This is a genomic window from Hymenobacter endophyticus (genome assembly GCF_032464715.1).
Lineage (GTDB): Bacteria > Bacteroidota > Bacteroidia > Cytophagales > Hymenobacteraceae > Hymenobacter > Hymenobacter endophyticus.
Genome location: NZ_JAWDJT010000004.1, coordinates 159,052 through 182,793 on the forward strand (window position 1 = coordinate 159,052; position 23,742 = coordinate 182,793).

The window sequence follows — 23,742 nt, forward strand, 5'->3', positions numbered from 1 at the left end:
ACCTTTTTTTACGGTTAGCCTAACATTTCTTGTCTGGGCTGGTTTACCCGGCTTGTATCCCGCTCCAAACCGCAACTCAGGCTGGTAATTTTCACCCGGCCACCTGGGTTCGGCGCCCGGGCCATGTGCAGCCTCCCCCGGCCAGCCGTGTCCCTCAGGGCATCCGCTCTATCCGCTCCAGTTGGGTCGCCCAGCCCTGAACCGTCCAGTTACCTATCGGAGTAACTGCTTTTCCTTCCTTATGAAATACGTACACCAGACGCTCCGGCTTCTGCTAGGCTTGCTGTGGCTTGCCCCCAGCGCAGGCATGGCCCAGATGGCTACTCCCTCTTTGCCGCCCAACCAGGAGCTTACGCTCGCCCAGTGCCTGAATGTGGCCCTGGTGAATCAGCCGCTGCTGCGCCAGGCCCGCGTAGATCAGGAAATTACCCGTTCCGAAAACCAGATTGCCCTGGCCGGCTGGTTGCCCCAGGTAGGCTTGCAGGGCACGGCCCAGCACTACTTCCAGCTGCCCTTCACCATCTTCCCCGACCCGGCCACCGGCACGCTCACGCCCCGGCAGATTGGGGTGCGCAACGTGACTACCGTGGGGCTGAGCGGAACACAGGCCATCTATAATAATGATGTGCTACTGGCCGCCCGCAGCAAGCGGTTCAACAACCAGGCCGCCACCCAAAACACGGTAAACGTAAAGATTGCCACGGTTTCCGACGTGAGCAAGGGCTTTTACGATGTGCTACTGGCCCAGCGTCAGCTGGATGTATTCAGCCAGGATATTGCCCGCCTCCAGCGCAACTACCGCGACGCCCGGGCCCGCTACGAAACCGGCATTGCCGACAAAACGGAGTACCTGCAGGCTGAAATTTCGCTTAACAACTCCCTGACCGGCCGCAAGCAAGCCCAGGAAGCCATAAAGGCGCGGCTAGCCTACCTCAAGCAGCTGATGGGCCTGCCCCCTGAGCGCCCATTAGCCCTGCAATATGATACGTTGAAGCTGGAACTGGATGCCACCATGGATACGGCCGTGGCCCTGAACATTAGTAACCGCATCGAAATCCAGCAGCTGCAAACCCAGCGTTCCTTGCAGGACCTGACGGTGGACTACTACCGCTTCGGGTTTCTGCCCTCCCTCTCGGCGTTTGCCAACTACAACTCGGTGTTCCAGAACAACTCGGCCAGTGAGCTGTACCGCACCCGCTTCCCCAACTCCTACGCCGGTTTGCAGCTTGGTTTGCCCATTTTCACCGGCTTCCGACGGCTGCAGAACGTGCGCCGGGCCCGCTTGCTCAACACCCGCCTGGAAGAGGACGTGAGCAACACCCGCAACCAGATCAACACCGAGTATGCCACGGCTCTGGCCAACTACAAGGGCTACTACACGCAGTACCTGCTGGGCAAGCGCAATCTGGAAGCCTCCAAGGAAGTGTACAACGTCATCAACCTGCAGTACCGGGAAGGTATCCGGGCCTACATCGACCTGATTGTGGCCCAAACCACGCTGCGCACCTCCCAGCTCAACTACTACACGGCCCTCTTTCAGCTCCTGAGCAGCAAAGTAGACCTGCTCCGCGCCCTCGGCGAGTTGCCGACGGAGTATTAGGTCTTGCCGTTAAAAGACCGGAACCATGCCAGTTGAACGATGTAGAGACGCAATATTTTGCGTCTCATAGTTGAACGGCACCGCCAGACGATTGACGTAACAACACCAGCAACGACGAGACGCAAAATATTGCGTCTCTACATCGTGTAACACCGCACTTCATAGCCCAGGGTTTCAACCCTGGGCACCCGCACCACCCGCCGCCGGCCATACACCCTCTTTCCGCTGCTCCTGCTTTCCGATATGAACCATACCCTCCTCCGCCACTTCTCCTTCGCCGCCAGCCTGCTGGCTTTGGCGAGCTGCGGCAAAAAAGAAGACGAAAAAGCTGCGGGTCCGCCCCCGGCCACCCCCGTAAAGCTGGTAGATGCCCGCACCACCGACGCGGTATATTACGATGAATACCCCGCCACCGTGGTAGCCCTCAACAACGTGGAGCTGCGCAGCCAGGTGGCCGGCTTTATCACTCAGATCTACTTCAAGGACGGTGACCTGGTACAGAAGGGCCAGCGGCTCTATGAAGTTGACCGCCGCAAATACCAGGCCGCCTACCAGCAGGCCCTAGCCGGCTTGCGCAGCGCTCAGGCCGTGGTGCAGAACGCCCAGGTGAACCTAAACCGTTACCAGCGGCTGGCCCAGCAGGATGCCATTGCCAAGCAGATTGTGGACAACGCCGCCACCAGCTACTCCACCGCCCAGGCCCAGGTAGCCCAGGCCCAGGCCAACGTAGCCCTGGCCCGCACCGACCTCGACTATTCCGTGATTAATGCGCCGTTTACCGGCCGCATTGGCATTTCGCAGGTGCGGCTGGGGGCGCAGGTAAGCCCCGGCACCACCCTGCTCAATACCATCAGCGCCGAAGACCCCATGGGCGTGGACTTTGTAATTCCGGATGCTGATTTGAACCGCTTTGCCAACTTGCAGCGCCAGAGCCGTACGGGCCAGGATTCCACCTTCCGGCTGATGCTGCCCGATGGCACGCGCTACGCCCAACCCGGCAAAATGCTGGCCATTGACCGGGGCGTAGACCAGCAGACCGCCACCGTCCAGATTCGGGTGCAGTTTGCCAACCCCAAGCGGGAGCTGAAGGACGGTATGAGCACCGTGCTTAACGTGCTCAACCGGCAGTCGGGCCGCCGGCTGGTGGTGCCGTTTAAAGCCGTAGTGGAGCAGATGGGGGAAAACTTCGTGTTCATTGCCGGTGACAGCAGCAAAGCTGTACAGCGCAAAGTACAGCTCGGCCCCCGCCTCCGTGACCAGATTGTAATCATGGAAGGCATCAAGGACGGCGACAAAGTGGTAACCGAAGGTCTGAACCGCCTCCGCGACGGCGGCCAGATTACCACCGGCACGCCCGCCCCGGCCCCCACCGCCGCCAAGTAACCTCAACCCCAGCCCCCTCTCCTCTGGAAGAGGGGGTGCGTTCAACGAATACTCATTGGGCGTTGCTGTTCGGCTTAGCTGAACCAGCGAAATCAAGTTCAAAATATCCATCGACGAAATACCCTCCTGCCAATCGTCAGGCTCCCCCTCTCCCCGAGGAGAGGGGGCCGGGGGGTGAGGTCCACCGCTATGATTGCAGAAACCTTTATTCGGCGCCCCGTTACGGCTATTGTCACCTCCCTGGTGATTGTGCTGGTGGGGGTGCTGGCCATCCTGAACCTGCCCGTGGGGCAGTACCCGGAAATCACCCCGCCCACCGTATCGGTGAGCGGCACCTACACCGGGGCCGACGCCCAGACGGTAGAGCAGACTGTGGCCACGCCCGTGGAGGTGCAGGTGAACGGTACCCCCGGCATGACCTACCTGCAAAGCAACAGCACCAGCAACGGGCAGATGAGCATGACGGTAAACTTCGAGGTGGGCACCGACATCAACATTGCCGCCCTCGACGTGCAGAACCGCGTGAGCATCGCCCAGCCCACCCTGCCCCAGGAGGTGCAGCGCCTGGGCCTGATTGTGCGCAAGCGCAACCCCAGTATTCTGATGCTGGTGGCCATGTACGCCCCCAAAGGCACCCACAACACCACCTTCCTCGATAACTACGCCAACGTATTTGTGAAGGACGCGCTGCTGCGCACCAAGGGCGTGGGCGACATTGTGAGCCGGGCCGATGACTTCTCCATGCGCGTGTGGCTCAAGCCGGATAAGCTCAGCCAGCTCGGCGTCACGGCCCAGGACGTGTCGGCCGCCATTCAGGAGCAGAACGCCCAGATTGCGGCCGGCTCCATTGGCGCGCCCCCGGCCCAGACGGGCCAGACCTTCGAGTACATTGTGTTCGTGAAGGGCCGCCTGACCAACACTGAGGAGTTCGGCAACATCATCGTGAAAACCCGGCCCGAGGACGGGGCGGTGGTCTATCTTAAGGATGTGGCCCGGCTGGAGCTGGGCAAGTTCAACTACGCCTCCAACTCTTTTGTGGACGGCAAGCGCGCCGCCTACCTGCTGGTGTACCAGGCCCCCGGTGCCAACGCCCTGGAAACCTACGAGAATGTGAACAAGACCATGGAGCAGCTGAAAAAGCAGTTCCCCGCCGACCTGGCCTACGTGGTGCCCTTCGAGGCGGCCTCGGTGGTGAAGGTGTCGATTGAGGAGGTGCTGCACACGCTGGTGGAGGCCCTGGTGCTGGTGATTATCGTGGTGTTTCTGTTCCTGCAAAGCTGGCGCTCCACCCTCATTCCGGTGCTGGCCATTCCGGTGTCCATTATCGGCACCTTCATCATGTTTATTCCGCTGGGGTTCACCATCAACACGCTCACCATGTTCGGTTTCGTGCTGGCCATCGGCATTGTGGTGGATGACGCCATTGTGGTGGTGGAAGCCGTGGAGCACAACATGAACGAGCGGGGCATGAACCCGCTGGACGCCACGCTGGCGGCCATGCGCGAGATATCCGCCCCCGTTATTGCCATTGCCCTGATTCTGGCGGCGGTATTTGTGCCGGTGGGCTTTATTCCGGGCATCACCGGGCGCCTGTACCAGCAGTTTGCCATCACCATTGCCATTTCGGTGATTATCTCGGCCTTCGTGGCCCTTTCGCTCACGCCGGCCTTGTGCGTGCTGCTGCTCAAGCCCCACAAGCGCGACGAAAACTCCAAGGGCCTCGACAAGTTCTTCTACAAGTTCAACACCTGGTTTGACAAGGTAACGGGCAAGTACGGCGCGGGTGTGCAGCGCGGCATCAAGCACAGCCGTTTTGTGGTGGTGATTCTGGTGTGCATCGTGGCCGGTACAGGCTTGCTGTTCGCCAAGAAGCCCGGCGGCTTTATTCCCACCGAGGACGAGGGCCGCATTATCATCACCTACAACCTGCCCGAAGCCGCCTCCACCGAGCGCACTGTGGGCATGCTCAAGGAGATTATGCGGGAGCTGGGCCAGGTGAAGGGCATCCGGCACTACGCCGGTTTGGGTGGCCTGAACGCCGTAAACTTCTCGTCCAAGTCCAACAGCGGCACCATTTTCTGCCAGCTGGAGCCCTGGGAAGACCGCAAGGACAAGGAGGTGCAGCTGCAAGGGCTGATTGAGACGATACAAAAGCGCCTGAGCCGCTTCCGGGAAGCCAACGTGGTGGTGATTTCGCCCCCGGCCATTCCGGGCCTGGGCAACACCGGCGGCTTTAGCTTCGTGCTCCAGGAGCGGGAGCCAGGCGGCGACATCAAGAACTTCGACGCCCAGCTCCAGAGCTTTTTGGGCGCCTTGCGCAAGCGGCCTGAAATTGCGGCCCCCTTCTCCTTCTTCACCGCCAACACCCCCGGCTACCAGCTCACCATCGATAGGGAGAAGGCCAAGAAGCTGGGCGTAAGCATTGCCGACATCGGGACGGCCCTGCGCACCTACCTGGGCTCGGCCTACGTGAACGACTTCACGGTGTACGGCCGCAACTTCCGGGTGGTAACGCAGGCCGACAGCATGTACCGCGCCGACATCAGCAACCTGGGCCAGTACTACGTGCGCAACAGCACCGGCGGCATGGTGCCCCTGAGCACGCTCACCAGCTACCAGCGCACCGAGTCGGCCCCGCTCATCTCCCACTACAACCTGTTCCGCTCGGCCGAAATCAACGGCAACGCCGCCCCCGGCTACTCCTCCGGCGACGCCATCAACGCCCTCAAGGAAACGGCCGCGCAGTCGTTGCCGGCCGGCTACGGCTACGAGTTTTCGGGCCTGAGCCGGGAAGAGCAGCTGGCCGGCGGGCAGACAGTGTACATTTTCGCCCTCTCGCTCACGTTCGTGTTCCTGTTCCTAGCCGCCTTGTACGAAAGCTGGTCGGTGCCCTTCTCCGTGCTGCTGGCCGTGCCGCTGGGCGCGTTCGGGGCCATTGTGGCGCTGATTTTCCTGCCCAAGCTCACCAACAACGTCTACGCCCAGATTGGCCTGATTACGCTGATTGGTTTGTCGGCCAAAAACGCCATTCTGATCATCGAGTTTGCCAAGGAGCGGGTGGATAAAGGCATGCCGCTGGTAGATGCTACGCTGGAAGCCGTGCGCCTGCGCCTGCGCCCTATCGTCATGACCTCGCTGGCCTTTATCCTGGGCGTGCTGCCGCTGGTATTTGCCTCCGGCGCGGGCGCGCAAAGCCGCCAGACCATCGGCTGGACGGTACTCGGCGGCATGCTCTCGGCTACGCTGCTGGCCATCTTCATCGTGCCGGTGCTCTACGTACTGATTACGCGCTTCGCCTACGGTAAGGAGAAGCTGGCCGAGCTGGAAGCCAACTACAAACCCGATGAGGAACACGGCGGCCCGAAAGAAGAAGGTCCCGGCGAAGGTGACCACTCGACTGTTCCGCAACCGGCGTAATCCTTCATAACTACTGCTCAACCGCCCGCCCTGCTTTGATTTCGTTCAGCAAGGCGGGCGGTTGTATGTTGGAGCCTGCTTTATTTTTCTCCTTACTTGCTCTGGTATGCGTTGCCGCTGGTTAATACTTCTGATTTGTACGCTCTCTATGCACGCTGCTTCTGCCCAAACCCAGCCCGTACTGCCGCTTTATGCTGGCCTGGTCCCTAATTCCAAGCCTAGCAGAGTGCGGGAGGTGGTGGAGAAGCAGGCAGGCGGCAGCATCCGAATTTCCAACGTTACGGAGCCCACGCTCACCGTTTTCCGTCCAGCGCAGCCCAACGGCACGGCCGTCATCATCTGCCCCGGGGGTGGTTATGCCCGCCTGGCCATGGACCACGAGGGCTACGATGTGGCCCGCCGCCTCAACGACTGGGGCATTACCGCCTTCGTGCTGAAATACCGCCTACCCAATGCCGAAAGTCAGCTGGACAAGGCTACCGCCCCGCTACTGGATGCCCAGCAGGCCCTGCGGCTGGTACGCCAACGAAGCCAGGAATACAGCCTGAATCCAGCACGTATCGGGCTCATGGGCTTTTCGGCGGGAGGGCACTTGGCGGCTACGGCTGGCACCGCCCACCGCGTGGTGCCGGGCACACCGGCCGGTACGTTCAGCGCCACGTCTGCCACACCCGATTTTCTCGTGCTACTCTATCCGGTTATCAGCTTTTCGGATAGTCTGGCGCACTTGGGTTCCCGCACCAACCTACTAGGTGAACACCCCACCGCCACCCAAATCCAGCTGTATTCCGCCGATGAACAGGTAACGGTCCAGACTCCGCCGGTTTTTTTGGTGCACGCTCAGGATGATGCCGCGGTAAAAGTGCAGAACAGCCTGCGGTTCTATGAAGCCTGTTTGCAACACCGCGTGCCCGCCGAAATGCACCTCTACCCCAAGGGCGGCCACGGTTTTGGCATGCGCAACGCCTCTACCCAAGACGAGTGGATGGACCGCCTGCGTAACTGGCTGACAGCTGGCGGTTGGCTGCGCTAAAGCAGCTCCTCCCAAGTAGCCTCCTGTCCGTTCCACCACACCTCAGTACCTGCCGGTATTGGCTCAGCGCCTTCCTGCGTGAGCAGCAACGCCCCTAGCTCGGCCTGCTGGGGGCGGGATATTTCTTCCACACTGGCTACGGCGGCAATCTGGCGGCCACCAGGAAAACGTAGCTGGACTTTCAGGGCGGTATGCAGAGCCAGATTTTGCAGCTCCAGGGTTGGGTTAGCCGGTAGCAACAGAACCCCCAGCCCCGTTAGCGAAAAACTTTCTACCACCTCAAAAAGCAGTTTTTCTTTCATTCCTAGTAGTACGCGAAACCGACTGTTACAGCTAGCCAAGGCCGATTTTAGGCTACTTGCTTTACCTATCCAGCCGCAGCATTTTTTAGCAGTGTCGAGGTAAACCTGCGGCTGATTCCGCGCGTATTGGCATGGTGCTTGTAAAACCAGGTTCAGGGTCACAACACAACCGGCCCGTTGAACCTAAATTTCTCTCGACATGAAAAAGGTAAGTTTGCTTCTCGCCCTGGTTATGTTCTTTACCACTATTGCCAGCAGCTTTGCTCAGGACCGCAAGGTGAGCTCCAGTGCCAAAGGAGCCATCATTGGCGGTCTGGGTGGTGCTGCCGCTGGTGCCCTTATCAACAAAAAGAACCGCGTAGTAGGTGGTGCCGTGGGTGGTGTTGCCGGTGGTGCCATTGGCTACTCCGTGGGCCGCAACGCTGATAACAAGCGCCGGGCCGAAGCTGCCCGCGTTGCTGCAGCTCGCCGCGCCGAAGCTCGTCGGGCCGCCGCCTACCGCCAGGGTATTGCTCAGGGCCGCAGCCAAGCTGCCTCCCGCGCCGCGGCCGTAGCTGCCGCTCCTGCCGCCACCACGCCCGCCCTGATGAGCAGCTTCTCGGCTGCCGGCAATGCTCCCGCCGCTCTGTCGATGAACTCGGCTTACTTGCCTAACACCGCCTACGGTGCCCGCGACGAAGCTTACCCCACTTCGGAGGTGCGTCGCAAGAGCTGGTAATCCGGTTTTCCTCTTAGCTTCGAAGCCCAGGCCCGCGGGCCTGGGCTTTCTGTTTCTCTCTCCCGTTCAGACCTCACCTAATCCCTGTTCCCATGAAATCCGTGTTTGGTTTTCTGCTGGCCGGCGCTGTGCTGGCTTCCTGCTCCGCCCCCAAAGCCGAAGAGGCGGCGGCCTTCGACGTAAAGACACTAAACCAACAGTTTATTGGTGCCTGGAACGCAAAAAACACTGCTCAGCTTGATACTCTCCTGGCCGACGATGTGCAGTACGCCCAAGGCGCAACCCGTTTCAATGGCAAATCGGAGGTATCGGATAAGTGGGTACGCGCCACCATGGGCACTATCTCCGATCTGAAGCTCTACTCCACCACCTCCGGCTCCGACGCCAGCACGGCCTACGAGGCCGGCACCTTCTCCACGGAAGTAGTGCCCGAAGGCCCCGGCCAGCCCCGGGGCGAGGGTGAAGGCAACTTTATTCTGCTCTGGAGAAAGAACAAGAAAAACGCCTGGAAGCTTAGCTATGTGCAGCTTGAAGGCCTCCCCGTAAAAGTAGCCAACTAAGCTTTTTAAGCTACGCCAAAAGCCCCGCAACCTCACGTTGCGGGGCTTTTTACTAGCCCACTGCACGCCCCAAGGCTAACTCGCAGTAGTGGGCCGGGTCAGATACTCTTCCCCATCGTACACCGGAGCCATATTCTGCTCTTCTTCTTCGGTAAACAAACGGGAACGAATGAGGAACCGCACGCCCAGCGGGATTTCCAGGGAAAAGCTGGCACCGCGGCCTTTCACTACATCCACGGTGAGCTGGGTGTGCTGCCAGTAGGCAAACTGCGCGGCGCTCATGAAAAAGTCGCAGCCATGAATCTGGCCCAGCCACACGTCGTTGGTGCCCACCCGGAATTCGCCTTTGGCAAAACACATAGGCGAGGAACCGTCGCAGCAGCCGCCGCTCTGGTGGAACATCAGCGGCCCGTGCTCGTCGCGCAATAGGTCGATGGTGGCTTCGGCGGCGGGCGTTACGAGTACGCGCGGGGTAGGTTCAGTGGACATGGGCAAGGCTTTTGAAATGAATAGAACGTCATGCTGAGCTTGCCGAAGCATCTCTACCGCTTCATTGTAACGAATAAGTTACTAACGGTAGAGATGCTTCGGCAAGCTCAGCATGACGTTCTTACTTTAGCACATCTAGCACAGCTGCGGTATTGCCTAAAAGAAGCCCAACTTCTGCTGGCTGTAAGAAATCAGCATGTTCTTGTTCTGACGGTAATGGCTGAGCATCATCTTGTGATTCTCGCGGCCGAAACCGGAGGCTTTGTAGCCGCCGAAGGGCGCGCCGGCGGGGTAGTCGTGGTAGCAGTTCACCCACACGCGGCCGGCCTGAATGGCGCGGGGCACCTCGTACAGCTCGTGGGCGTCCCGCGTCCAGACGCCGGCACCAAGGCCGTAGAGCGTGTCGTTGGCAATTTCCAGGGCTTCTTCTACCGTTTTGAAGGTGGTCACGGACACTACTGGCCCGAAGATTTCCTCCTGGAAGATGCGCATTTTGTTGTGGCCCCGGAACATGGTGGGCTGGATGTAGTAGCCCTCCGCCAACGCGCCGTCTTCCTGCGAGTACGCCTCGCCGCCGCACAGCACTTCCGCCCCTTCGGCCTTGCCAATTTCCAGGTAGCTCAGGATTTTCTCAAACTGGTCGTTGCTGGCCTGGGCACCCATCATGGTTTCCATATCCAGGGGGTTGCCCAGCTTGATGGCCTTCACGCGCTTAATTACGCGCTCAATAAACTCATCATAGATGTCCTCCTGAATAAGCATGCGTGAGGGGCAGGTGCAGATTTCGCCCTGGTTCAAGGCAAACATGACGGCACCTTCAATGGCTTTGTCGAGGAAGTCGTCGTCGGCGTCCAGCACGCTCTTAAAGAAGATGTTCGGCGACTTACCGCCCAGCTCCATTGTCACCGGAATCAGGTTTTCGGCGGCGTACTGCATAATGAGGCGGCCCGTAGTGGTTTCGCCGGTGAAGGACGCCTTTTGGATGCGCGGCGACGAAGCCAAGGGCTTGCCGGCTTCCAGCCCGAAGCCATTCACCACGTTCACCACGCCGGCCGGCAGCACGTCCTGCAGCAGTTCCATGAGCACCATGATGCTCGCGGGCGTCTGCTCGGCGGGCTTCATTACTACGCAGCAGCCGGCGGCCAGGGCCGGGGCCAGCTTCCAGGTAGCCATCAGCAGCGGGAAGTTCCAGGGGATAATCTGGCCCACCACGCCCAGGGGCTCGTTGATGTTCATGGACACGGTGGTGGCGTTCAGCTCCGTCACGTTCCCTTCCTCAGCCCGGATAACGCTGGCAAAGTAGCGGAAGTGGTCCACTACCAGCGGCAAATCGGCCAGGGTGGTTTCGCGGATGGGCTTGCCGTTTTCCACGCACTCCACAGCTGCCAGGTGGGGCAGGTTTTCCTCGATGAGGTTGGCGACTTTGTTGAGAATGTTGCTGCGCTCCGTGGCCGAAGTTTTGCCCCAGGTTTTGAAGGCTTCGTGAGCGGCATCCAGGGCCAGCTCAATATCCTCCTTGGAGCTGCGGGCCACTTTGGTAAACGCCTGTCCGTCAATGGGCGAGATATTCTCGAAATACTGACCCTTCACGGGTGGCACCCATTTTCCGCCAATAAAATTATCGTAGTGAGATTTAAACTTGGGCCGGTCGACAAGCGTGGTGGGTTTTTCCAGGGTTTCCATTCGCAGTAGAGTTGGGGTTATTGGATAGGCCAAGCTAGGCCCCATTCCGCCCGAAACAGCTCTACTATCGTCGCAATAAACCATGCTTATCGTCGCAACTTGTAAGTACTCACTTACTCATTAGTGCAACTATACCGCGCTGGTGCTGGTTGCTGCTAAGCAGCAGAACGGCGGAGCTATTGGTTTCTGGTTGAACTGTTTCTAGCTTTAGCTGCCGCCGCTTGGATGGCCGTTTGCTTAGTGCCCGGATGCTTCACCTCACGCCAGCCGTATGACTTATGTGCCCGCCCCCATTGCCCTACGCCAACCCGAGCAGCTTACTACGCTGGTAGAAAACCGGACGGTGTATACCCTGGAGGCCTTCGAGTTGAACGTGTTTGAAACGCACCGCACGGCCCACCAAGTACCGCTTAGCATGGGCCACGTGGTGCTTACTACCATGCTCCAGGGCAAAAAGGTGATGCACTTACCTGGGCAGGCATCCTTTGAGTACTTGCCGGGCGAGTCGGTGGTGGTGGGCGAGAATGAGACGATGGTGATTGATTTTCCGGAGGCCGATGAGCAGCACCCCACGCAGTGTCTGGCCGTGGCCATTCCCACCGACACCATCCGCCAGACCGTGGACCTGCTCAACGAAGAACAGCCCCGAGCTGAAGCTCATTTGCCCTGGCACCTCGACACGCTGGAGCACGCCCACTTCCAGAATACGCCCGAACTTACCGGCACCCTGGAGCGCCTCGTGCAGCTCTCCCGCGACACGGGCCGGGTGAAGGACGTGCTGGCCGGCTTCACCATTCAGGAGATGCTGGTGCGCCTCATGCAAACCCAGGCCCGGCAGCTGCTCTTTCACAACTACCAGCAGCACGCCACCTCCCACCGCTTCGCGGCCGTGGTGCAGTACATCAAGCAGCACCTCACCGAGCAGATTACCGTGGAGAAACTGGCCGAGCTGGCCTGCATGAGCAAGGCGACTTTCTTCCGAGTGTTTAAGCGCGAGCTGGGCCTCACGCCCGTTGAGTACATCATTCAGGAGCGCCTCCAGGAAGCCAAACGCCTGCTGCGCAATCCACTCACCAAAGTAGCCGACGTCTGTTTCCGGGCCGGTTTCAACAACACCGCGTATTTCCAGAAGCTCTTTAAGCAGTATGAAGGTGTAACGCCCGGCGCTTACAAGCGCCAAGCATTGGGATAAGCAAGCACATTCTGGCCCGTCATTCCGAGTATGGGAGCTGCTTTTGCTGCACCTCTACTTAACGCTTTACTTGTTGCTACACTCCGCTGGTAGTACAGCTTCCGCAACTTTCCGGGGTGGCTGACGGTTTCCACTGCTCAACCTTTCGCCGCCGCACGCTATGTCCGGCGGTTTTTGCTTTCATGAGAGAACCTGTTGCTGAGCTTCAACCCGTAGCAGAAAAACCAGCCGTACCGGCCAGTTTGGCCCCTGGCCTAGTATGGCTGATGGCCGTTACCTGCGGGCTGGTAGTAGCTAATATCTATTACAACCAACCCCTGCTAGCAGAAATTGGCCGCACATTTGGGCTGTCGGAAAGCAGTGCGAGTCTGGTAGCCACTATTACGCAGGTGGGCTATACGCTGGGGCTACTGCTGGTAGTTCCACTCGGCGACAAGCGGGAGCGTAAAAACCTGACGTTGGTGCTGCTGCTATGTTCGGCGGCCTGCATGGCCGGAGCGGCCATTGCGCCATCTTTTGCCTTGCTGGGGGCCGCGAGTCTGCTGATTGGTTTGTTCTCGGCAGTGCCGCAACTGCTGATTCCCATGGCTGCCTCGTTGGCATCCGATGAACAGCGCGGGCAGGTAGTGGGCAAGGTAATGAGCGGCTTGCTGATTGGAGTGCTGCTTTCCCGTACCGTCAGTGGCTACGTGGGGGCCCATTTTGGGTGGCGTACCATGTTTTGGGTAGGGGCTGGCCTTATGGTGCTGCTCACCGCCGTACTAGCCCGAATGCTGCCGCGCAATCAGCCACAGTTTACCGGCAGCTATGGCAGCTTGCTTCGCTCCCTGGGCACGCTGGTACGGGAGCTGCCGGTGCTGCGCCGCTCGGCCTTAGTGGGCGCGTGCATGTTCGGGGGCTTCAGTGCGTTCTGGACCACGCTGGTGTTTTTCTTGGAAAGCCCCGCCTACCGCTACGGCTCCGAAGTAGCCGGCCTATTTGGCCTGATTGGAGCCAGTGGGGCCTTTGCCGCGTCCTTCGCCGGCAAATCCGCCGACCGCAAAGGGGCCGATTATGCCCTGAACCTGGGGATTCTGCTGTTTCTGGGGGCGTACGTGTTGCTGGGCTTTGGCGGGATGTACTTAATAGGGCTTGTTGCGGGCGTGGTAATTCTGGATGTAGGCCAGCAGATGACGCACATTTCCAACCAGACCCGCATTTTCAGTCTCCTGCCGGAAGCCCGCAGCCGCCTCAACACCGTGTACATGACGGCCTGTTTCATCGGAGCCTCCGCCGGTTCCTTCCTCGGCGGCCTTGCCTGGTACCATTTCCAGTGGCCCGGCGTCTGCGCCGTGGGTTTGGGTTTAGTAGTGCTGGCGTACCTGGCGAATCGGTTTTATGGACGGAGCCCCGCCGCTAGGTAAGCGTTGTTTGAAGCAAAGCAGAACTAAATAGTGCAGCGCCAGCAAAAGGTGCCGGGTATATTGCGCTGTAGCACTTACTTCGTGGTCAAATGCTACAGCACAATATGAAGCCTTCCGTAACGCTCTGTCTTATGGCCACTACCCTGACCATTCTGGCCTGCAAGCCCACAATCAGCGAGCAGACATGCAAGTCGTTTCGCGTGGGGAAGTTTGCTTTCCGTCCAACAGGTGGCCCAGCTGGTCTGTCGTATCTGATTGACCGGAACGACTCCATACAAACGGAAACGGAGGAACAGACGGGTTACGTAACCACTTTAAGAGTAAAGTGGGTGAATAGCTGCACGTATCAACTCAGCTATTTGAGTTCGACGAAAGTTTTACCGGAATCAGTTCAGCGTTTACGAAAAGCGGTACCGCTTACAACGGAAATTATGGCAGGAAACGAACGGTACTACATCTTCCGGTCGCAGCGCACCTCCGTTGAGCCCATCTTTGTTGATACAATATGGGTGCGTCACTAGCCTAACAGAATTTACTCCGCCAGCCGCGCCATGCACACCTTCAGGCTCTCGCGCCAGTGGGGAATGGCGAGGCCCAAGGTGGTTTTGGCTTTGGTTTTGTCCATTACGGAGAAGGATGGGCGGGTAGCTTTGGTAGGGTACTCGGCGGTGCGGATGGGCACGGTGCGGGTAGGTAAGCCGCCCAGCTCGAAAATGGCCACGGCGAAATCATACCAGGAGGTAACGCCCTCGTTGCTGTAGTGGTAAATGCCGTACTCGGTGCTGCCGGTCTGGATGATGTGGAGCAAGGCCCCGGCCAAATCAATGGCGTAGGTAGGCGTACCCAGCTGGTCCCAGATAACGCGCATTTCCTCCCGCTCCTTGCCGAAGCGCAGCATCGTTTTCACGAAGTTGTTGGCGTATTCCGAGTACAGCCAGCTGGTGCGCAGAATGAAATACCGCTCCGTGTTCCGCGGAATTACCTGCTCGCCTTCCAGTTTGGTGAGGCCGTACACGCTGATGGGCTCGGCGGCATCAGTTTCCGTGAGCGGCTGGTTGCCGGTGCCGGCAAACACAAAATCGGTGGAAACGTGCAGTAGCGTGGTGTTGAACTCCCCGCACAGGCGGGCCAGGTTTTCCACCCCGTCCCGGTTCACTTTGCGGGCAATGTCTACTTCATCCTCGGCTTTATCAACGGCCGTATAAGCGGCGCAGTTGATGATATACGCCGGCCGATGCTGTTCAAAGGTGGCGCGCAGCACTTCCGGGTTCAGGATGTTGGCCTGCTCCTCGGGCAGAAATACAATATCGGTGATGCTGCGCTGTTGCGCCACGTGCTGCAGGCACTGGCCTAACTGGCCGCTGCCACCGAAAACAAGAATTGAACCCATAAAAATAAGGAGAAGCCAAAATGGAAGAACAGGCGCAAATTACGCCTTTCTCGCCGCACTCCTACTCCCCGTCGGCTGCGCCGGCTTCCAGAGCCGGACCGCCGGGCTGCACGGGCCGCTTGTTGCGGATAGGCTCAAAGCGTTGCTCCCGGGGCTGTTTCTCACTCAGGTACTTCCAGTAGCGCAGGGGCATGTGGCGGCGGTGCAGCTTCAAGTTTTTCCGCTCCGGAATATTCACGTGGTCGAAATAGGCCTGCCACAGCAGCTTGTACAGCGGCTCCCGCTCATCGAGCACCGTGGCCGATACGGCCGTGCTGCGCTGGGGCATGGTGCCGGCATCAAACTGTACAATGTCGGTGCGGTGTAAATCGTAATACAGGCCGTAGTGCCGCCGCCGGTCATAAATCAGCCAGCGCTGGTCGGCGTAGCGTTTGGTGAAGTGAGCCGCAATAAGCGGCAGCACATCAAAATCCGGCTCAATGGAGGCATGAAACAGGCCGTCCTGAGTTTTCTCGAAGCGCACGAAAGCCTCCATGCGGTGCTTTTCGCGGTACATCTGCTGCGCTAGGCGTTGCACCCGACGCACGTTGTCGTCAGCGTAATGTTCCGATATGTCGCGGCCGGCGCGCATGGCCAGGTCGGCGTAGCGGAAAATGACCAGTTCCCGGTCGGGCTGCTCGCTGAGGAAGGTATGAAACAGCCGGGTGCGGGCCTCAGCATCCATGTACTGCAACAACCCCTTCCACACGCGGTTAGCGGCGGCCTCATCCGTTTCTACCTCCACGGGTTGAGCAAACAAGCCGCCTTGCACCGCCCCAATTGGTTGGATGCTGTTGGGAGCTGCTTTCCGCTCGTACACCGTAAACAGCACGGTCAGCAGGCCCTCGAATGTACCATCATAGGCGTAGTCGAGTGGGGAGTTAACCAGCTGGGGAGCCCCACGCCGCGTGCGGAGCGTGGTATCAACACCGGATGAGGGAACGTGTTGACTACGCAACAAAGAGGAACGACTCATGGCAGATACCTAAACCGTGGGGGGTGAAAAGAAGTCGAGGAGCAACGCATTTAGTGCCGCTGGCTCCTCCTGATGCAGCCAGTGCGTGGCCTCCTTGAAGTACGTAAGCTGGCCTTGCTCGCACAATTCCAGACTCAGTTGGGCTAGCTCCGGCTCCAGAAAAGCATCCTGGCAGCCCCATAGAATGTGAACGGGTACAGTAATCCGGCCCACTTTAGCTTGCTGACCACCATACCAAAATGCGGCTCGGTACCAGTTGATCATGGCCGTTACGGCTCCGGGCTGGGCCCAGGCGGCAGTGTAGGCCCGCAAATCATCGGCGGAGAATGTGCCGGGCCGGCTAGTGCCGCGTAGCGCCCCGCGCCCAAACCGGAACTGCCGCCGCCGAAACAGCTTTTCGGGTAACCAGGGCAGCTGAAAGAAGAAGATGTACCAACTTTTGAGTAGCTGGCGAGGAGCCCACCGCAGGGCCCGGCCCAGCACCGCCGGGTGCGGCACGTTCAGGATGGCTACCCGCGTGAACCGCTCCGGATGATGCCCGGCTAACCACCACGCCACGGCCGCTCCCCAGTCGTGGCCCACTAGCAGGGCCTGCCGCTGCCCGGCCGCATCCAGCAGCCCTAGTATGTCGGTGCCCAAGTGGTTGATGCGGTACGCACCCGAGCCCTGGGGTTTGTCGCTGAGGTTGTAGCCGCGCTGGTCGGGCGCCCACACCCGGTAGCCGGCAGCGGCCAACGCCTGCAGCTGATGACGCCAGCCGTACCAGAACTCCGGAAAACCATGCAACAGCACCACCAGTGGCCCTTCCGAAGGCCCGCACTGCACCACGTGCAGCCGCACGCCATTGGTGCACACAAAATGCTCTTCCAGCGGGTAGGTCATGTCCTCAGTACCCCAACGCCGGGTCGCAGGTTGCTACCGTTCAGGCTGCCTCCGACGACTGCGCACCCACCTTCGCCCTATTCTGCGCAACTTCCCGGTGCATCTGCTGCACAATGGGCAGCAGATCAGCGAGCTTGCAGCAGCAGGCCACCCGGGCAACTTTTGTAGGTTTTGGGGCGGAGGTAGTAGCGGCCGGCGCGTCGGCAGCGCGATGAGAGACAGTCATGGCTAGTTGTTTTTCAGTTGTTAATTGCTGGTTGTCAGTTGTTGGTAGCTAGTGGCTGATTATGGATAACCAGCCACTAGCTACCAACAACTCAATTCAGGAGGCTTGAGCAAACAAATCGAGCTGTTGGGTAACCAGAGCGGAGCGGACGGAGCCCGAACCGAAAAGAATCTGGCGGCGGATGGTCTGCTCGTCGTAGTCGCGCTTCTCCAGCGCCTGCCCCCGGCAGGTCAGGAAAAACTTGGCCCGCTTGAGCACCACGCCAAACTTGTGCAGATGGTCGAGGCTGAGCGGCCCGAAGCGGCGGGCGGCCACAATACGCTTGGCGGAGCGCGCCCCCACACCGGGAATCCGCAGAATCATCTCGTAATCGGCCACGTTGATATCCACCGGGAATACGTGGCGGTTGCGCAGGGCCCAGGCCAGCTTGGGGTCAATTTCCAAATCGAGGAAGGGGTGCGCGGGGTCCAGAATTTCGTCGGCCTGGAAACCATAAAAGCGCATTAGCCAGTCCGTCTGGTAGAGGCGGTGCTCCCGAATCATGGGCGGCTGCGTTACCTGGGGCAGGCGGGCGTCGTCGGTTACCGGAATATAGCCGGAGTAGTACACCCGCTTCAGGCCGTAGCCTTTATAAAGCGAATCACTCAGATTGATGATTTGCAGGTCATTTTCCTGGGAAGCGCCCACGATGAGCTGAGTGCTTTGGCCGGCAGTGGCAAACTGCGGCACTTTCTTGAACAGCGCCTTTTCCTCCTTATTCTGGATAATGCCGTCCCGGATCTGAGCCATCGGCGTGAGGATTTCCTCGTAGTTTTTCTCGGGGGCCAGCGTGGTCAGGGCCATTTCCGAGGGCAGCTCGATGTTCACGCTCAGGCGGTCGGCGTACAGCCCGGCTTCCTGAATAAGCTCCTCCGAGGCACCGGGAATGGCCTTGACGTGGATGTAGCCGTTGAAGCGGTGCTCAGTGCGCAGCTTTTTGATGATGCGAACAAGCCGCTCCATGGTATAATCGGGCGAGGAGAAAATGCCGCTACTCAGGAACAGGCCCTCAATGTAGTTGCGGCGGTAGAAGTTCATGGTCAGCTCCACTACCTCGTCCACGGTAAAGGCGGCCCGCTTTACATCGTTGGAGCGGCGCGACACGCAGTAGGCACAGTCGAAGATGCAATGGTTGGTCAGCAGAATCTTGAGCAGACTCACGCAGCGGCCGTCTTCGGTGTAGCTATGGCAGATACCCATGCCCTCCGCATTGCCCAGGCCTTTATCCTCGTTTTTGCGCTTGCCGCCGCTGCTCGAGCACGATACGTCGTACTTGGCGGCATCGGCCAAAATACTTAGCTTTTCCTGAATCCGCTGGTCGTTCATAGGGCGCTTTAACGGCTTAAAAATAGAAGTTTTATGCAGTACAATGCAATAGGTTGTAAGGCTAATTTTTTTAGAATTGTTCCCGCATCAGCTGAAATATCATAGCCCATAAGCCCGCCCGCCTGCCTCAAGAAAAAGAGCCGGCTCAAGGGCCCGGAACTGGCGGCATTGGGCCGGCATCTAGTATCTTGCCAGTTGTGGCGTTGCCTGCATCAATGAAGTATCTGTTCTGGCTTAGTGGACTGCTCCTGAGCTGGGCCTGCGCAACCACCGCAGCGGCCCAAACGCCGGCTATGCCCCTGCCCGACACTACCCGCCTCAGCAAAATCCGCCCCGACTCCCTGCGCCGCCGCTTTGACCAAGAACGGTTATTGAACGGCCTGAAAGCCTACACCAAGCGCAAAACCATTGCTGGCAAAGCCGCCTCCGCCCTGTTCAACTTCACGGAGCGCCGCGAGGACCGGGCGGGGCTGGATGCTACGCTGCTGGACCGGCAGTTTGACCGCCACAATTACAAAGTAGTACGCCGCATCAGCATCCGCACGCTCGATGCCTTTGGATTTAGCATTTCGGATACTACCCGGGTGCCGCGCAACATTCTGGAAAAAGCTGGCAACACGCTGCACATCAAAACCACCAAGGCCCGGGTGCGGCAGGTGCTGTTGTTCCGGGAGGGCGAGGAATTGGAGCCCCAGGCCTTGGCCGAGTCGGAACGCCTGCTGCGCCAGACCTCCGAGCTGCTGGATGCGCGCGTGTACGTGAATGAGCGCACCACCACCGCCGACAGCGTCGATATTCAGGTGGTCACCAAGGACATCTTCAGCATTAGCGGCTCTTTGGCTATCCGGGATGTGCAAGCCGGCGTTATTGGCCTGCGCGACGTGAACTTCCTGGGCCAGGGCCATCAGTTTCGGAACCGTCTGGAGTACGGCCGCCGCGACGATGGGCCCCAGGCCCAGTCGTGGCGCTACAACGGCACCTACCTGGTGCCTTTTCGCAACTTTCTGTACGGCCAGGCCCGGTACTTCAACCAAACCCGCACCCGGGAAGCCGGCGTGCGGTTCAACCGCGACTTTTACTCCATCAACACCCGCTACGCCGGGGCCATCAGCTACGATTATTTCGACCGGCTGGTGGCCATTGACGGTAATGGTTCGGAGGAGTTTCCCTACATCTTTAAGTCGTTGCGCTATAACACCCAGGATGCGTGGCTGGGCCGGGCCCTGCGGCTGAAAAGCTACGATTTGGCCTACGAAAATCCCGGCCGCATGATTGTTTCGGGCCGGGTAATTCGCACCAATTTCAGCCGCAAACCCACCCCCGACTACGAAAGCGCCAACCTCGTACTGGGTACCGTGGGCTACAGCGTGCGGCGCTACTACAAAGACAAATACCTGTTCGGGTTTGGCCGCACCGAGGATATCCCGACCGGTACGCTGGCCAGCCTCACGGCTGGCTATGAGTTCAATGAAGTGGCCGACCGCCGCTACCTGGGGGTGCGGCTGGCCTACGCCGGCTACCACCCGCAACGGGGCTACCTCTACCTGAACGGGGAGTTTGGCTCTTTTGTGCGGCGGCGGGATGGGGCCTGGCAGCAGGGCCTGCTGAACGGCGAGCTGCTGTATTTCACGCGGCTTTACCATACCGGCAACTACCAGTGGCGGCATTTCTTGTGGCAGCGCAACAGCATCGGGCTCAACCGCCGCCCCGGCGAGCAGCCCCTCACCATTGATGGGGAGCGGGGTCTGCGGGGCTTCCAGCCCGAGGGCCTGCTCACGGGCACCAGCCGGGTTACGCTCAACTACGAGGTAACCATGTTCACGCCCGTGTCTTTTTTGGGCTTCCGAATGGCGGCCTTAGCCTTTGCCGATGTGGCCTGGCTGAATGCTCGCACCCTCAACCGCACGCTGCCCTTTTCGGAGGCGCCGTACTCCGGCTTTGGTCTGGGCCTGCGCTTCCGCAACGAGTACGCGGCCCTGCGCACCTTCCAGATTACGTTCGGCTTCTACCCCCGGGGCATGACCTCGCCCAACGGCATCCGCATCTTTGAGAACTCCCGCGCCTACTATGACTTCAGCGACTTTAGCTTCGGCCAGCCCGGCATTGTGCGCTACCAGTAAATTACAGATTCGCGCCAGCCGGAGGGCCAAGCAAGCTGCTACCAATGACCCGCCAGTGGCCTCCCGGCTTACTGCTCCAGTATACCTGCGCCGAGCTGCTAGTACTTGCCCGCTTGGCCCTCGTACCTTTGCCAGGTAACCAGTTCCGGCTGCACCAGCGCAATCTGCGCTGCAATCTGCGTAAATCTTTGATTTTATGAACCTTGGTGATTTCAACGAGCTGGAAGTAGCCCGCGAGGTGGACTTCGGGATGTACCTATCCTCCGATGATGGCGACCTGCTGATTCCGCGCAAATACATTCCGGCCGGCACCTACGTGGGCGACGTGCTGCGCGTGTTCGTGTACCGCGACTCGGAGGACCGCCTGATTGCTACCACCCTGGAGCCCTATGTGCGCGTGGGCCAGTTTGCGGCCCTTACCGTGCGCGACGTAAGCACCACTGGGGCGTTTCTGGATTGGGGCCTGGAGAAGGACCTGTTTCTGCCCTACCGCAACCAGCGCCGCAACCTGCGCCCCGGCGAGCGAACCACCGTTTTCGTGTACTTGGATGAAACCACCGACCGGATTGTGGCCTCGGCCAAGTGGGAGTGGTTTCTCAGCAACGAGCCCTTCCCCGGCAAGGCCGGCGACACGGCCGAACTGTTTGTGGCCGAGGAAACCGACTTGGGCTACAAGCTGATTGTGGACGGCACCCACCAGGGCGTGGTGTACCACAACGAGGTGTTCAAGCCCCTGCGCCTGGGTGACGTGCTAACGGGCTACATCAAGCAAGTGCGCCCCGATGGCAAGTTGGACCTCAGCTTGCAGAAACCGGGCTACGACGAAGCCCTGGCTGCTGCCGAAACCCTGCTCACCTTCCTGCGCAACGCCCCCAACGGCCTCCTACCCCTCGGCGACAAAAGTGAGCCGGATGCTATTTACCGCCGCTTAGGCATGAGCAAAAAAGTGTTCAAGAAAGCCTTGGGCGCCCTCTACAAGCAAGGCCTTGTGCAGCTGGCTCCGGAGCATACCCAACTGCTCCACCAGGATAGCTAAACCCACCGCCAACATGCACACCGCGCCGGTGGCAGCCTAACTAATAGGGCTGCTGCCGGCGCGGTGTGCGTTTCGCAGTTCGGTGCGCGGGCACAGGCAACGCTTGGTAGGCGTGAGCCATCTATACCGACAAGTTGGCGGCGGTTTAGAGGCCCAGTACGTAGAGGTAGTTAGTACTATCCTGCTGCACCCAACCCCCGCGCTATCTATTCACTTCTACCCTACTGTTCCGTGCCTAAAACCGCACTTATTGCTGGGGCCAGCGGCCTTGTCGGCTCCCATTTGCTTTCCCTGCTGCTGGCCTCCGAGCGGTATGAGCGGGTTATTGCCGTGGGCCGCCGTCCGTTGCCAGTGGTGCACCCCAAGCTGGAACAGCGCCTGCTCGACTTCGATAACCTGGAACAGCACCGTCTTCAGCTTATTGCCGATGACGTGTTTTGTTGCCTGGGAACCACCATGCGCCAGGCCGGCTCCCGCGAAGCCTTTTACCAAGTTGATTACCTGTACGTAGTGAAACTAGCGGCCCTCACGGCGGCTAATTTTGCGGCCCAATTGCTGCTGGTATCCGCTATGGGGGCAGATGCCCGCTCCCGCATATACTACAACCGCGTAAAGGGTGAAATGGAAGAGGCCGTAAGCCAGGCTCCTTTCCGGGCAATCCATATTTTCCGTCCTTCCCTACTGCTGGGCAGCCGCGCCCAGCCCCGCTTGGGGGAGCGGCTAGGGGCCGTAGTGCTGCGGGTGCTGAACCCAGTGCTGCGGGGCCCGCTGCAGAAGTACCGGGCTGTTAGGGCCGATACGGTAGCCCGGGCCATGCTGCGCGCGGCGGAGGCAGAAAGCAGCGGCACCCGGGTGCACCTCTCCGATACCGTTACCAAAGAAGGGGCACGCATTCGGTAATGTATGAAGTTGATTTGTACTTTTGCGGGACGAGTTCAGATCAACTTTTTTCTTTCCGCATGAAGTATTGGTGTATTGGTACAGTAGCCCTGGGGTTATTGGCCACAAGTGAGGGGGCACAGGCTCAGAGCAAAAAGAAGGGTGGTTCCGGGGCCGGCTACGAAACGGGCATTGGGCTGCGGGGCGGCGGCTGGTCGTCGGGCCTCACCGTGAAGCACTTTCTGAGTGGCAAGAACAACGTGGCAGTTGAAGGCCTGCTAACGCGGGAATACGCCGCCCGGGGCGGACGGCTCACGCTGCTGCTGGAAAAGCATAAAGCCATTTCCGACTTTAAAGGCCTGCAGTTTTATTACGGTGCCGGCGCCCACATTGGCTCCTACCGGGGCCGCTACTACTTCGAGGATGTGCGCTTCCGCCGCAACAAAGACAAATACTACTACCGCCAGTACTGGTACGATGATGCCAACTACGTGGTAGGCGGTGCCGACCTCATTTTGGGCCTGGAGTACAAAATGGAGGATCTGCCCTTCGTTATCGGAGTAGACTACAAGCCTTTTTTCGAGGTATTTGATGGCTACACCGGTTTCTACAACGATGCAGCTGTGAGTTTGCGTTTCGCTTTCTAGTACAAGGCTTTCAGTGAAGAAGCCCCCTCCCGGACACCGGGAGGGGGCTTCTTTATTTTGACAGTTACCGCCCCCGGTAGTAGCGGTGCGGGCGGTAATTGTAGTACGGTCGGGGAGCCGGCGTCACGATTATGGGGCGAGGCGACACTACTACTGGGGTAGACCGGTAGCGCGGCCGGTAGTAGGGCCGGTAAGCTGGCGGTGCGAGCCGTACCACCACGGCAGTAGTAGCAGGAACCGTGGCCACGCAACCAGTCAGTAAGGAAGCCGCTGACACGAGCAGCACGACAATCAAAGCCGGAAGTTTCAGAAGGTTTTTCATCGTCAGTTCAGATAACAAAGGCACCTCCTAGCGAGGCGCCCGGGCTATTGGTTCGACGCTGCTGTTCCTGCAAGGTTTAA

Annotated in this window: 22 protein-coding genes; 13 read left to right on the forward strand and 9 right to left on the reverse strand. The window is 59.5% G+C overall.

Annotated features, from left to right (window positions below; all coding sequences use genetic code 11):
• The first annotated feature begins 241 nt into the window (after positions 1-241).
• From ROI90_RS08770 to ROI90_RS08785, 4 genes are all read left to right on the forward strand, one after another.
• The gene (locus ROI90_RS08770) at positions 242-1,600 is read left to right on the forward strand and encodes a TolC family protein (protein WP_315997959.1); all 1,359 of its coding nucleotides are present in this window, start codon (positions 242-244) and stop codon (positions 1,598-1,600) included.
• A gap of 243 nt (positions 1,601-1,843) precedes the next feature.
• A complete protein-coding gene (locus tag ROI90_RS08775; protein ID WP_315997960.1) occupies positions 1,844-2,983 on the forward strand; it encodes an efflux RND transporter periplasmic adaptor subunit in 1,140 nt (379 codons plus the stop codon).
• A gap of 189 nt (positions 2,984-3,172) precedes the next feature.
• The gene (locus ROI90_RS08780) at positions 3,173-6,400 is read left to right on the forward strand and encodes an efflux RND transporter permease subunit (RefSeq protein WP_315997961.1); all 3,228 of its coding nucleotides are present in this window, start codon (positions 3,173-3,175) and stop codon (positions 6,398-6,400) included.
• A gap of 148 nt (positions 6,401-6,548) precedes the next feature.
• Positions 6,549-7,433 carry an alpha/beta hydrolase gene (locus tag ROI90_RS08785; RefSeq protein WP_315997962.1) on the forward strand — a complete coding sequence of 295 codons (885 nt, stop codon included), beginning with the start codon at positions 6,549-6,551 and terminating at the stop codon, positions 7,431-7,433.
• Here the strand turns inward: ROI90_RS08785 and ROI90_RS08790 are convergent.
• Positions 7,430-7,735, reverse strand: coding sequence for a hypothetical protein (locus tag ROI90_RS08790; protein ID WP_315997963.1), 306 nt, complete (start codon positions 7,733-7,735; stop codon positions 7,430-7,432). The two genes, ROI90_RS08785 and ROI90_RS08790, sit on opposite strands and share 4 nt — an antisense overlap.
• Before the next feature lie 199 nt (positions 7,736-7,934).
• Between ROI90_RS08790 and ROI90_RS08795 the strand changes: the two genes are divergently transcribed.
• Positions 7,935-8,453, forward strand: a complete 519-nt coding sequence (locus ROI90_RS08795; protein ID WP_315997964.1) for a YMGG-like glycine zipper-containing protein — start codon at positions 7,935-7,937, stop codon at positions 8,451-8,453.
• Between the two features lie 92 nt (positions 8,454-8,545).
• On the forward strand, positions 8,546-9,013 hold the full coding sequence (locus ROI90_RS08800; RefSeq protein ID WP_315997965.1) for a YybH family protein: 468 nt from the start codon (positions 8,546-8,548) through the stop codon (positions 9,011-9,013).
• 75 nt (positions 9,014-9,088) lie between these two features.
• Here the strand turns inward: ROI90_RS08800 and ROI90_RS08805 are convergent, their stop codons facing one another.
• Positions 9,089-9,502 carry a DUF779 domain-containing protein gene (locus ROI90_RS08805; RefSeq protein ID WP_315997966.1) on the reverse strand — a complete coding sequence of 138 codons (414 nt, stop codon included), beginning with the start codon at positions 9,500-9,502 and terminating at the stop codon, positions 9,089-9,091.
• A 156-nt stretch (positions 9,503-9,658) separates the two neighbouring features.
• Complete coding sequence (locus ROI90_RS08810; protein WP_315997967.1) at positions 9,659-11,185, reverse strand: aldehyde dehydrogenase family protein; 1,527 nt, start codon at positions 11,183-11,185, stop codon at positions 9,659-9,661.
• A 271-nt stretch (positions 11,186-11,456) separates the two neighbouring features.
• Between ROI90_RS08810 and ROI90_RS08815 the strand changes: the two genes are divergently transcribed.
• The 3 genes from ROI90_RS08815 (at position 11,457) to ROI90_RS08825 (ending at position 14,301) form a co-directional block, all read left to right on the forward strand.
• Positions 11,457-12,377 carry an AraC family transcriptional regulator gene (locus ROI90_RS08815; RefSeq protein ID WP_315997968.1) on the forward strand — a complete coding sequence of 307 codons (921 nt, stop codon included), beginning with the start codon at positions 11,457-11,459 and terminating at the stop codon, positions 12,375-12,377.
• A gap of 182 nt (positions 12,378-12,559) precedes the next feature.
• A complete protein-coding gene (locus tag ROI90_RS08820) occupies positions 12,560-13,780 on the forward strand; it encodes an MFS transporter (protein WP_315997969.1) in 1,221 nt (406 codons plus the stop codon).
• A 131-nt stretch (positions 13,781-13,911) separates the two neighbouring features.
• Complete coding sequence (locus tag ROI90_RS08825) at positions 13,912-14,301, forward strand: hypothetical protein (RefSeq protein ID WP_315997970.1); 390 nt, start codon at positions 13,912-13,914, stop codon at positions 14,299-14,301.
• 11 nt (positions 14,302-14,312) lie between these two features.
• On the opposite strand, the gene rfbD is transcribed toward ROI90_RS08825, so the two are convergent.
• From rfbD to ROI90_RS08850, 5 genes are all read right to left on the reverse strand, one after another.
• A complete protein-coding gene (rfbD, locus tag ROI90_RS08830; protein ID WP_315997971.1) occupies positions 14,313-15,170 on the reverse strand; it encodes a dTDP-4-dehydrorhamnose reductase in 858 nt (285 codons plus the stop codon).
• A 61-nt stretch (positions 15,171-15,231) separates the two neighbouring features.
• Positions 15,232-16,185, reverse strand: a complete 954-nt coding sequence (locus ROI90_RS08835; protein ID WP_315997972.1) for a TIGR03915 family putative DNA repair protein — start codon at positions 16,183-16,185, stop codon at positions 15,232-15,234.
• A gap of 9 nt (positions 16,186-16,194) precedes the next feature.
• Entirely contained in the window at positions 16,195-17,067 is an 873-nt protein-coding gene (locus ROI90_RS08840) for an alpha/beta fold hydrolase (RefSeq protein WP_315997973.1), read from the reverse strand.
• Between the two features lie 40 nt (positions 17,068-17,107).
• Positions 17,108-17,293: a hypothetical protein gene (locus ROI90_RS08845; protein ID WP_315997974.1), complete on the reverse strand. Its 186-nt coding sequence runs from the start codon at positions 17,291-17,293 to the stop codon at positions 17,108-17,110.
• 96 nt (positions 17,294-17,389) lie between these two features.
• Positions 17,390-18,658, reverse strand: coding sequence for a putative DNA modification/repair radical SAM protein (locus ROI90_RS08850; protein ID WP_315997975.1), 1,269 nt, complete (start codon positions 18,656-18,658; stop codon positions 17,390-17,392).
• 215 nt (positions 18,659-18,873) lie between these two features.
• On the opposite strand from ROI90_RS08850, the gene ROI90_RS08855 reads away from it, so the two are divergent.
• From ROI90_RS08855 to ROI90_RS08870, 4 genes are all read left to right on the forward strand, one after another.
• On the forward strand, positions 18,874-20,778 hold the full coding sequence (locus tag ROI90_RS08855) for a BamA/TamA family outer membrane protein (RefSeq protein ID WP_315997976.1): 1,905 nt from the start codon (positions 18,874-18,876) through the stop codon (positions 20,776-20,778).
• A 196-nt stretch (positions 20,779-20,974) separates the two neighbouring features.
• Positions 20,975-21,814 (forward strand): CvfB family protein, encoded by an 840-nt coding sequence (locus ROI90_RS08860; RefSeq protein WP_315997977.1) that lies wholly within the window; start codon positions 20,975-20,977, stop codon positions 21,812-21,814.
• A 231-nt stretch (positions 21,815-22,045) separates the two neighbouring features.
• Positions 22,046-22,714 carry an NAD-dependent epimerase/dehydratase family protein gene (locus ROI90_RS08865; protein ID WP_315997978.1) on the forward strand — a complete coding sequence of 223 codons (669 nt, stop codon included), beginning with the start codon at positions 22,046-22,048 and terminating at the stop codon, positions 22,712-22,714.
• Positions 22,715-22,773: 59 nt separating this feature from the next.
• Positions 22,774-23,340, forward strand: a complete 567-nt coding sequence (locus ROI90_RS08870) for a hypothetical protein (RefSeq protein WP_315997979.1) — start codon at positions 22,774-22,776, stop codon at positions 23,338-23,340.
• A gap of 64 nt (positions 23,341-23,404) precedes the next feature.
• Here the strand turns inward: ROI90_RS08870 and ROI90_RS08875 are convergent, their stop codons facing one another.
• Positions 23,405-23,662 carry a hypothetical protein gene (locus tag ROI90_RS08875; RefSeq protein WP_315997980.1) on the reverse strand — a complete coding sequence of 86 codons (258 nt, stop codon included), beginning with the start codon at positions 23,660-23,662 and terminating at the stop codon, positions 23,405-23,407.
• Positions 23,663-23,742: the final 80 nt, after the last annotated feature.

What these genes read in the sequence shown, in the direction of transcription:
- ROI90_RS08770 (WP_315997959.1), top strand. Translation starts at nt 242, where the DNA reads ATGAAATACGTACACCAGACGCTCCGGCTTCTGCTAGGCTTGCTGTGG.
- ROI90_RS08775 (WP_315997960.1), top strand. Translation starts at nt 1,844, where the DNA reads ATGAACCATACCCTCCTCCGCCACTTCTCCTTCGCCGCCAGCCTGCTG.
- ROI90_RS08780 (WP_315997961.1), top strand. Translation starts at nt 3,173, where the DNA reads ATGATTGCAGAAACCTTTATTCGGCGCCCCGTTACGGCTATTGTCACC.
- ROI90_RS08785 (WP_315997962.1), top strand. Translation starts at nt 6,549, where the DNA reads ATGCACGCTGCTTCTGCCCAAACCCAGCCCGTACTGCCGCTTTATGCT.
- ROI90_RS08790 (WP_315997963.1), bottom strand. Translation starts at nt 7,735, where the DNA reads ATGAAAGAAAAACTGCTTTTTGAGGTGGTAGAAAGTTTTTCGCTAACG.
- ROI90_RS08795 (WP_315997964.1), top strand. Translation starts at nt 7,935, where the DNA reads ATGAAAAAGGTAAGTTTGCTTCTCGCCCTGGTTATGTTCTTTACCACT.
- ROI90_RS08800 (WP_315997965.1), top strand. Translation starts at nt 8,546, where the DNA reads ATGAAATCCGTGTTTGGTTTTCTGCTGGCCGGCGCTGTGCTGGCTTCC.
- ROI90_RS08805 (WP_315997966.1), bottom strand. Translation starts at nt 9,502, where the DNA reads ATGTCCACTGAACCTACCCCGCGCGTACTCGTAACGCCCGCCGCCGAA.
- ROI90_RS08810 (WP_315997967.1), bottom strand. Translation starts at nt 11,185, where the DNA reads ATGGAAACCCTGGAAAAACCCACCACGCTTGTCGACCGGCCCAAGTTT.
- ROI90_RS08815 (WP_315997968.1), top strand. Translation starts at nt 11,457, where the DNA reads ATGACTTATGTGCCCGCCCCCATTGCCCTACGCCAACCCGAGCAGCTT.
- ROI90_RS08820 (WP_315997969.1), top strand. Translation starts at nt 12,560, where the DNA reads ATGAGAGAACCTGTTGCTGAGCTTCAACCCGTAGCAGAAAAACCAGCC.
- ROI90_RS08825 (WP_315997970.1), top strand. Translation starts at nt 13,912, where the DNA reads ATGGCCACTACCCTGACCATTCTGGCCTGCAAGCCCACAATCAGCGAG.
- rfbD (WP_315997971.1), bottom strand. Translation starts at nt 15,170, where the DNA reads ATGGGTTCAATTCTTGTTTTCGGTGGCAGCGGCCAGTTAGGCCAGTGC.
- ROI90_RS08835 (WP_315997972.1), bottom strand. Translation starts at nt 16,185, where the DNA reads ATGAGTCGTTCCTCTTTGTTGCGTAGTCAACACGTTCCCTCATCCGGT.
- ROI90_RS08840 (WP_315997973.1), bottom strand. Translation starts at nt 17,067, where the DNA reads ATGACCTACCCGCTGGAAGAGCATTTTGTGTGCACCAATGGCGTGCGG.
- ROI90_RS08845 (WP_315997974.1), bottom strand. Translation starts at nt 17,293, where the DNA reads ATGACTGTCTCTCATCGCGCTGCCGACGCGCCGGCCGCTACTACCTCC.
- ROI90_RS08850 (WP_315997975.1), bottom strand. Translation starts at nt 18,658, where the DNA reads ATGAACGACCAGCGGATTCAGGAAAAGCTAAGTATTTTGGCCGATGCC.
- ROI90_RS08855 (WP_315997976.1), top strand. Translation starts at nt 18,874, where the DNA reads ATGAAGTATCTGTTCTGGCTTAGTGGACTGCTCCTGAGCTGGGCCTGC.
- ROI90_RS08860 (WP_315997977.1), top strand. Translation starts at nt 20,975, where the DNA reads ATGAACCTTGGTGATTTCAACGAGCTGGAAGTAGCCCGCGAGGTGGAC.
- ROI90_RS08870 (WP_315997979.1), top strand. Translation starts at nt 22,774, where the DNA reads ATGAAGTATTGGTGTATTGGTACAGTAGCCCTGGGGTTATTGGCCACA.
- ROI90_RS08875 (WP_315997980.1), bottom strand. Translation starts at nt 23,662, where the DNA reads ATGAAAAACCTTCTGAAACTTCCGGCTTTGATTGTCGTGCTGCTCGTG.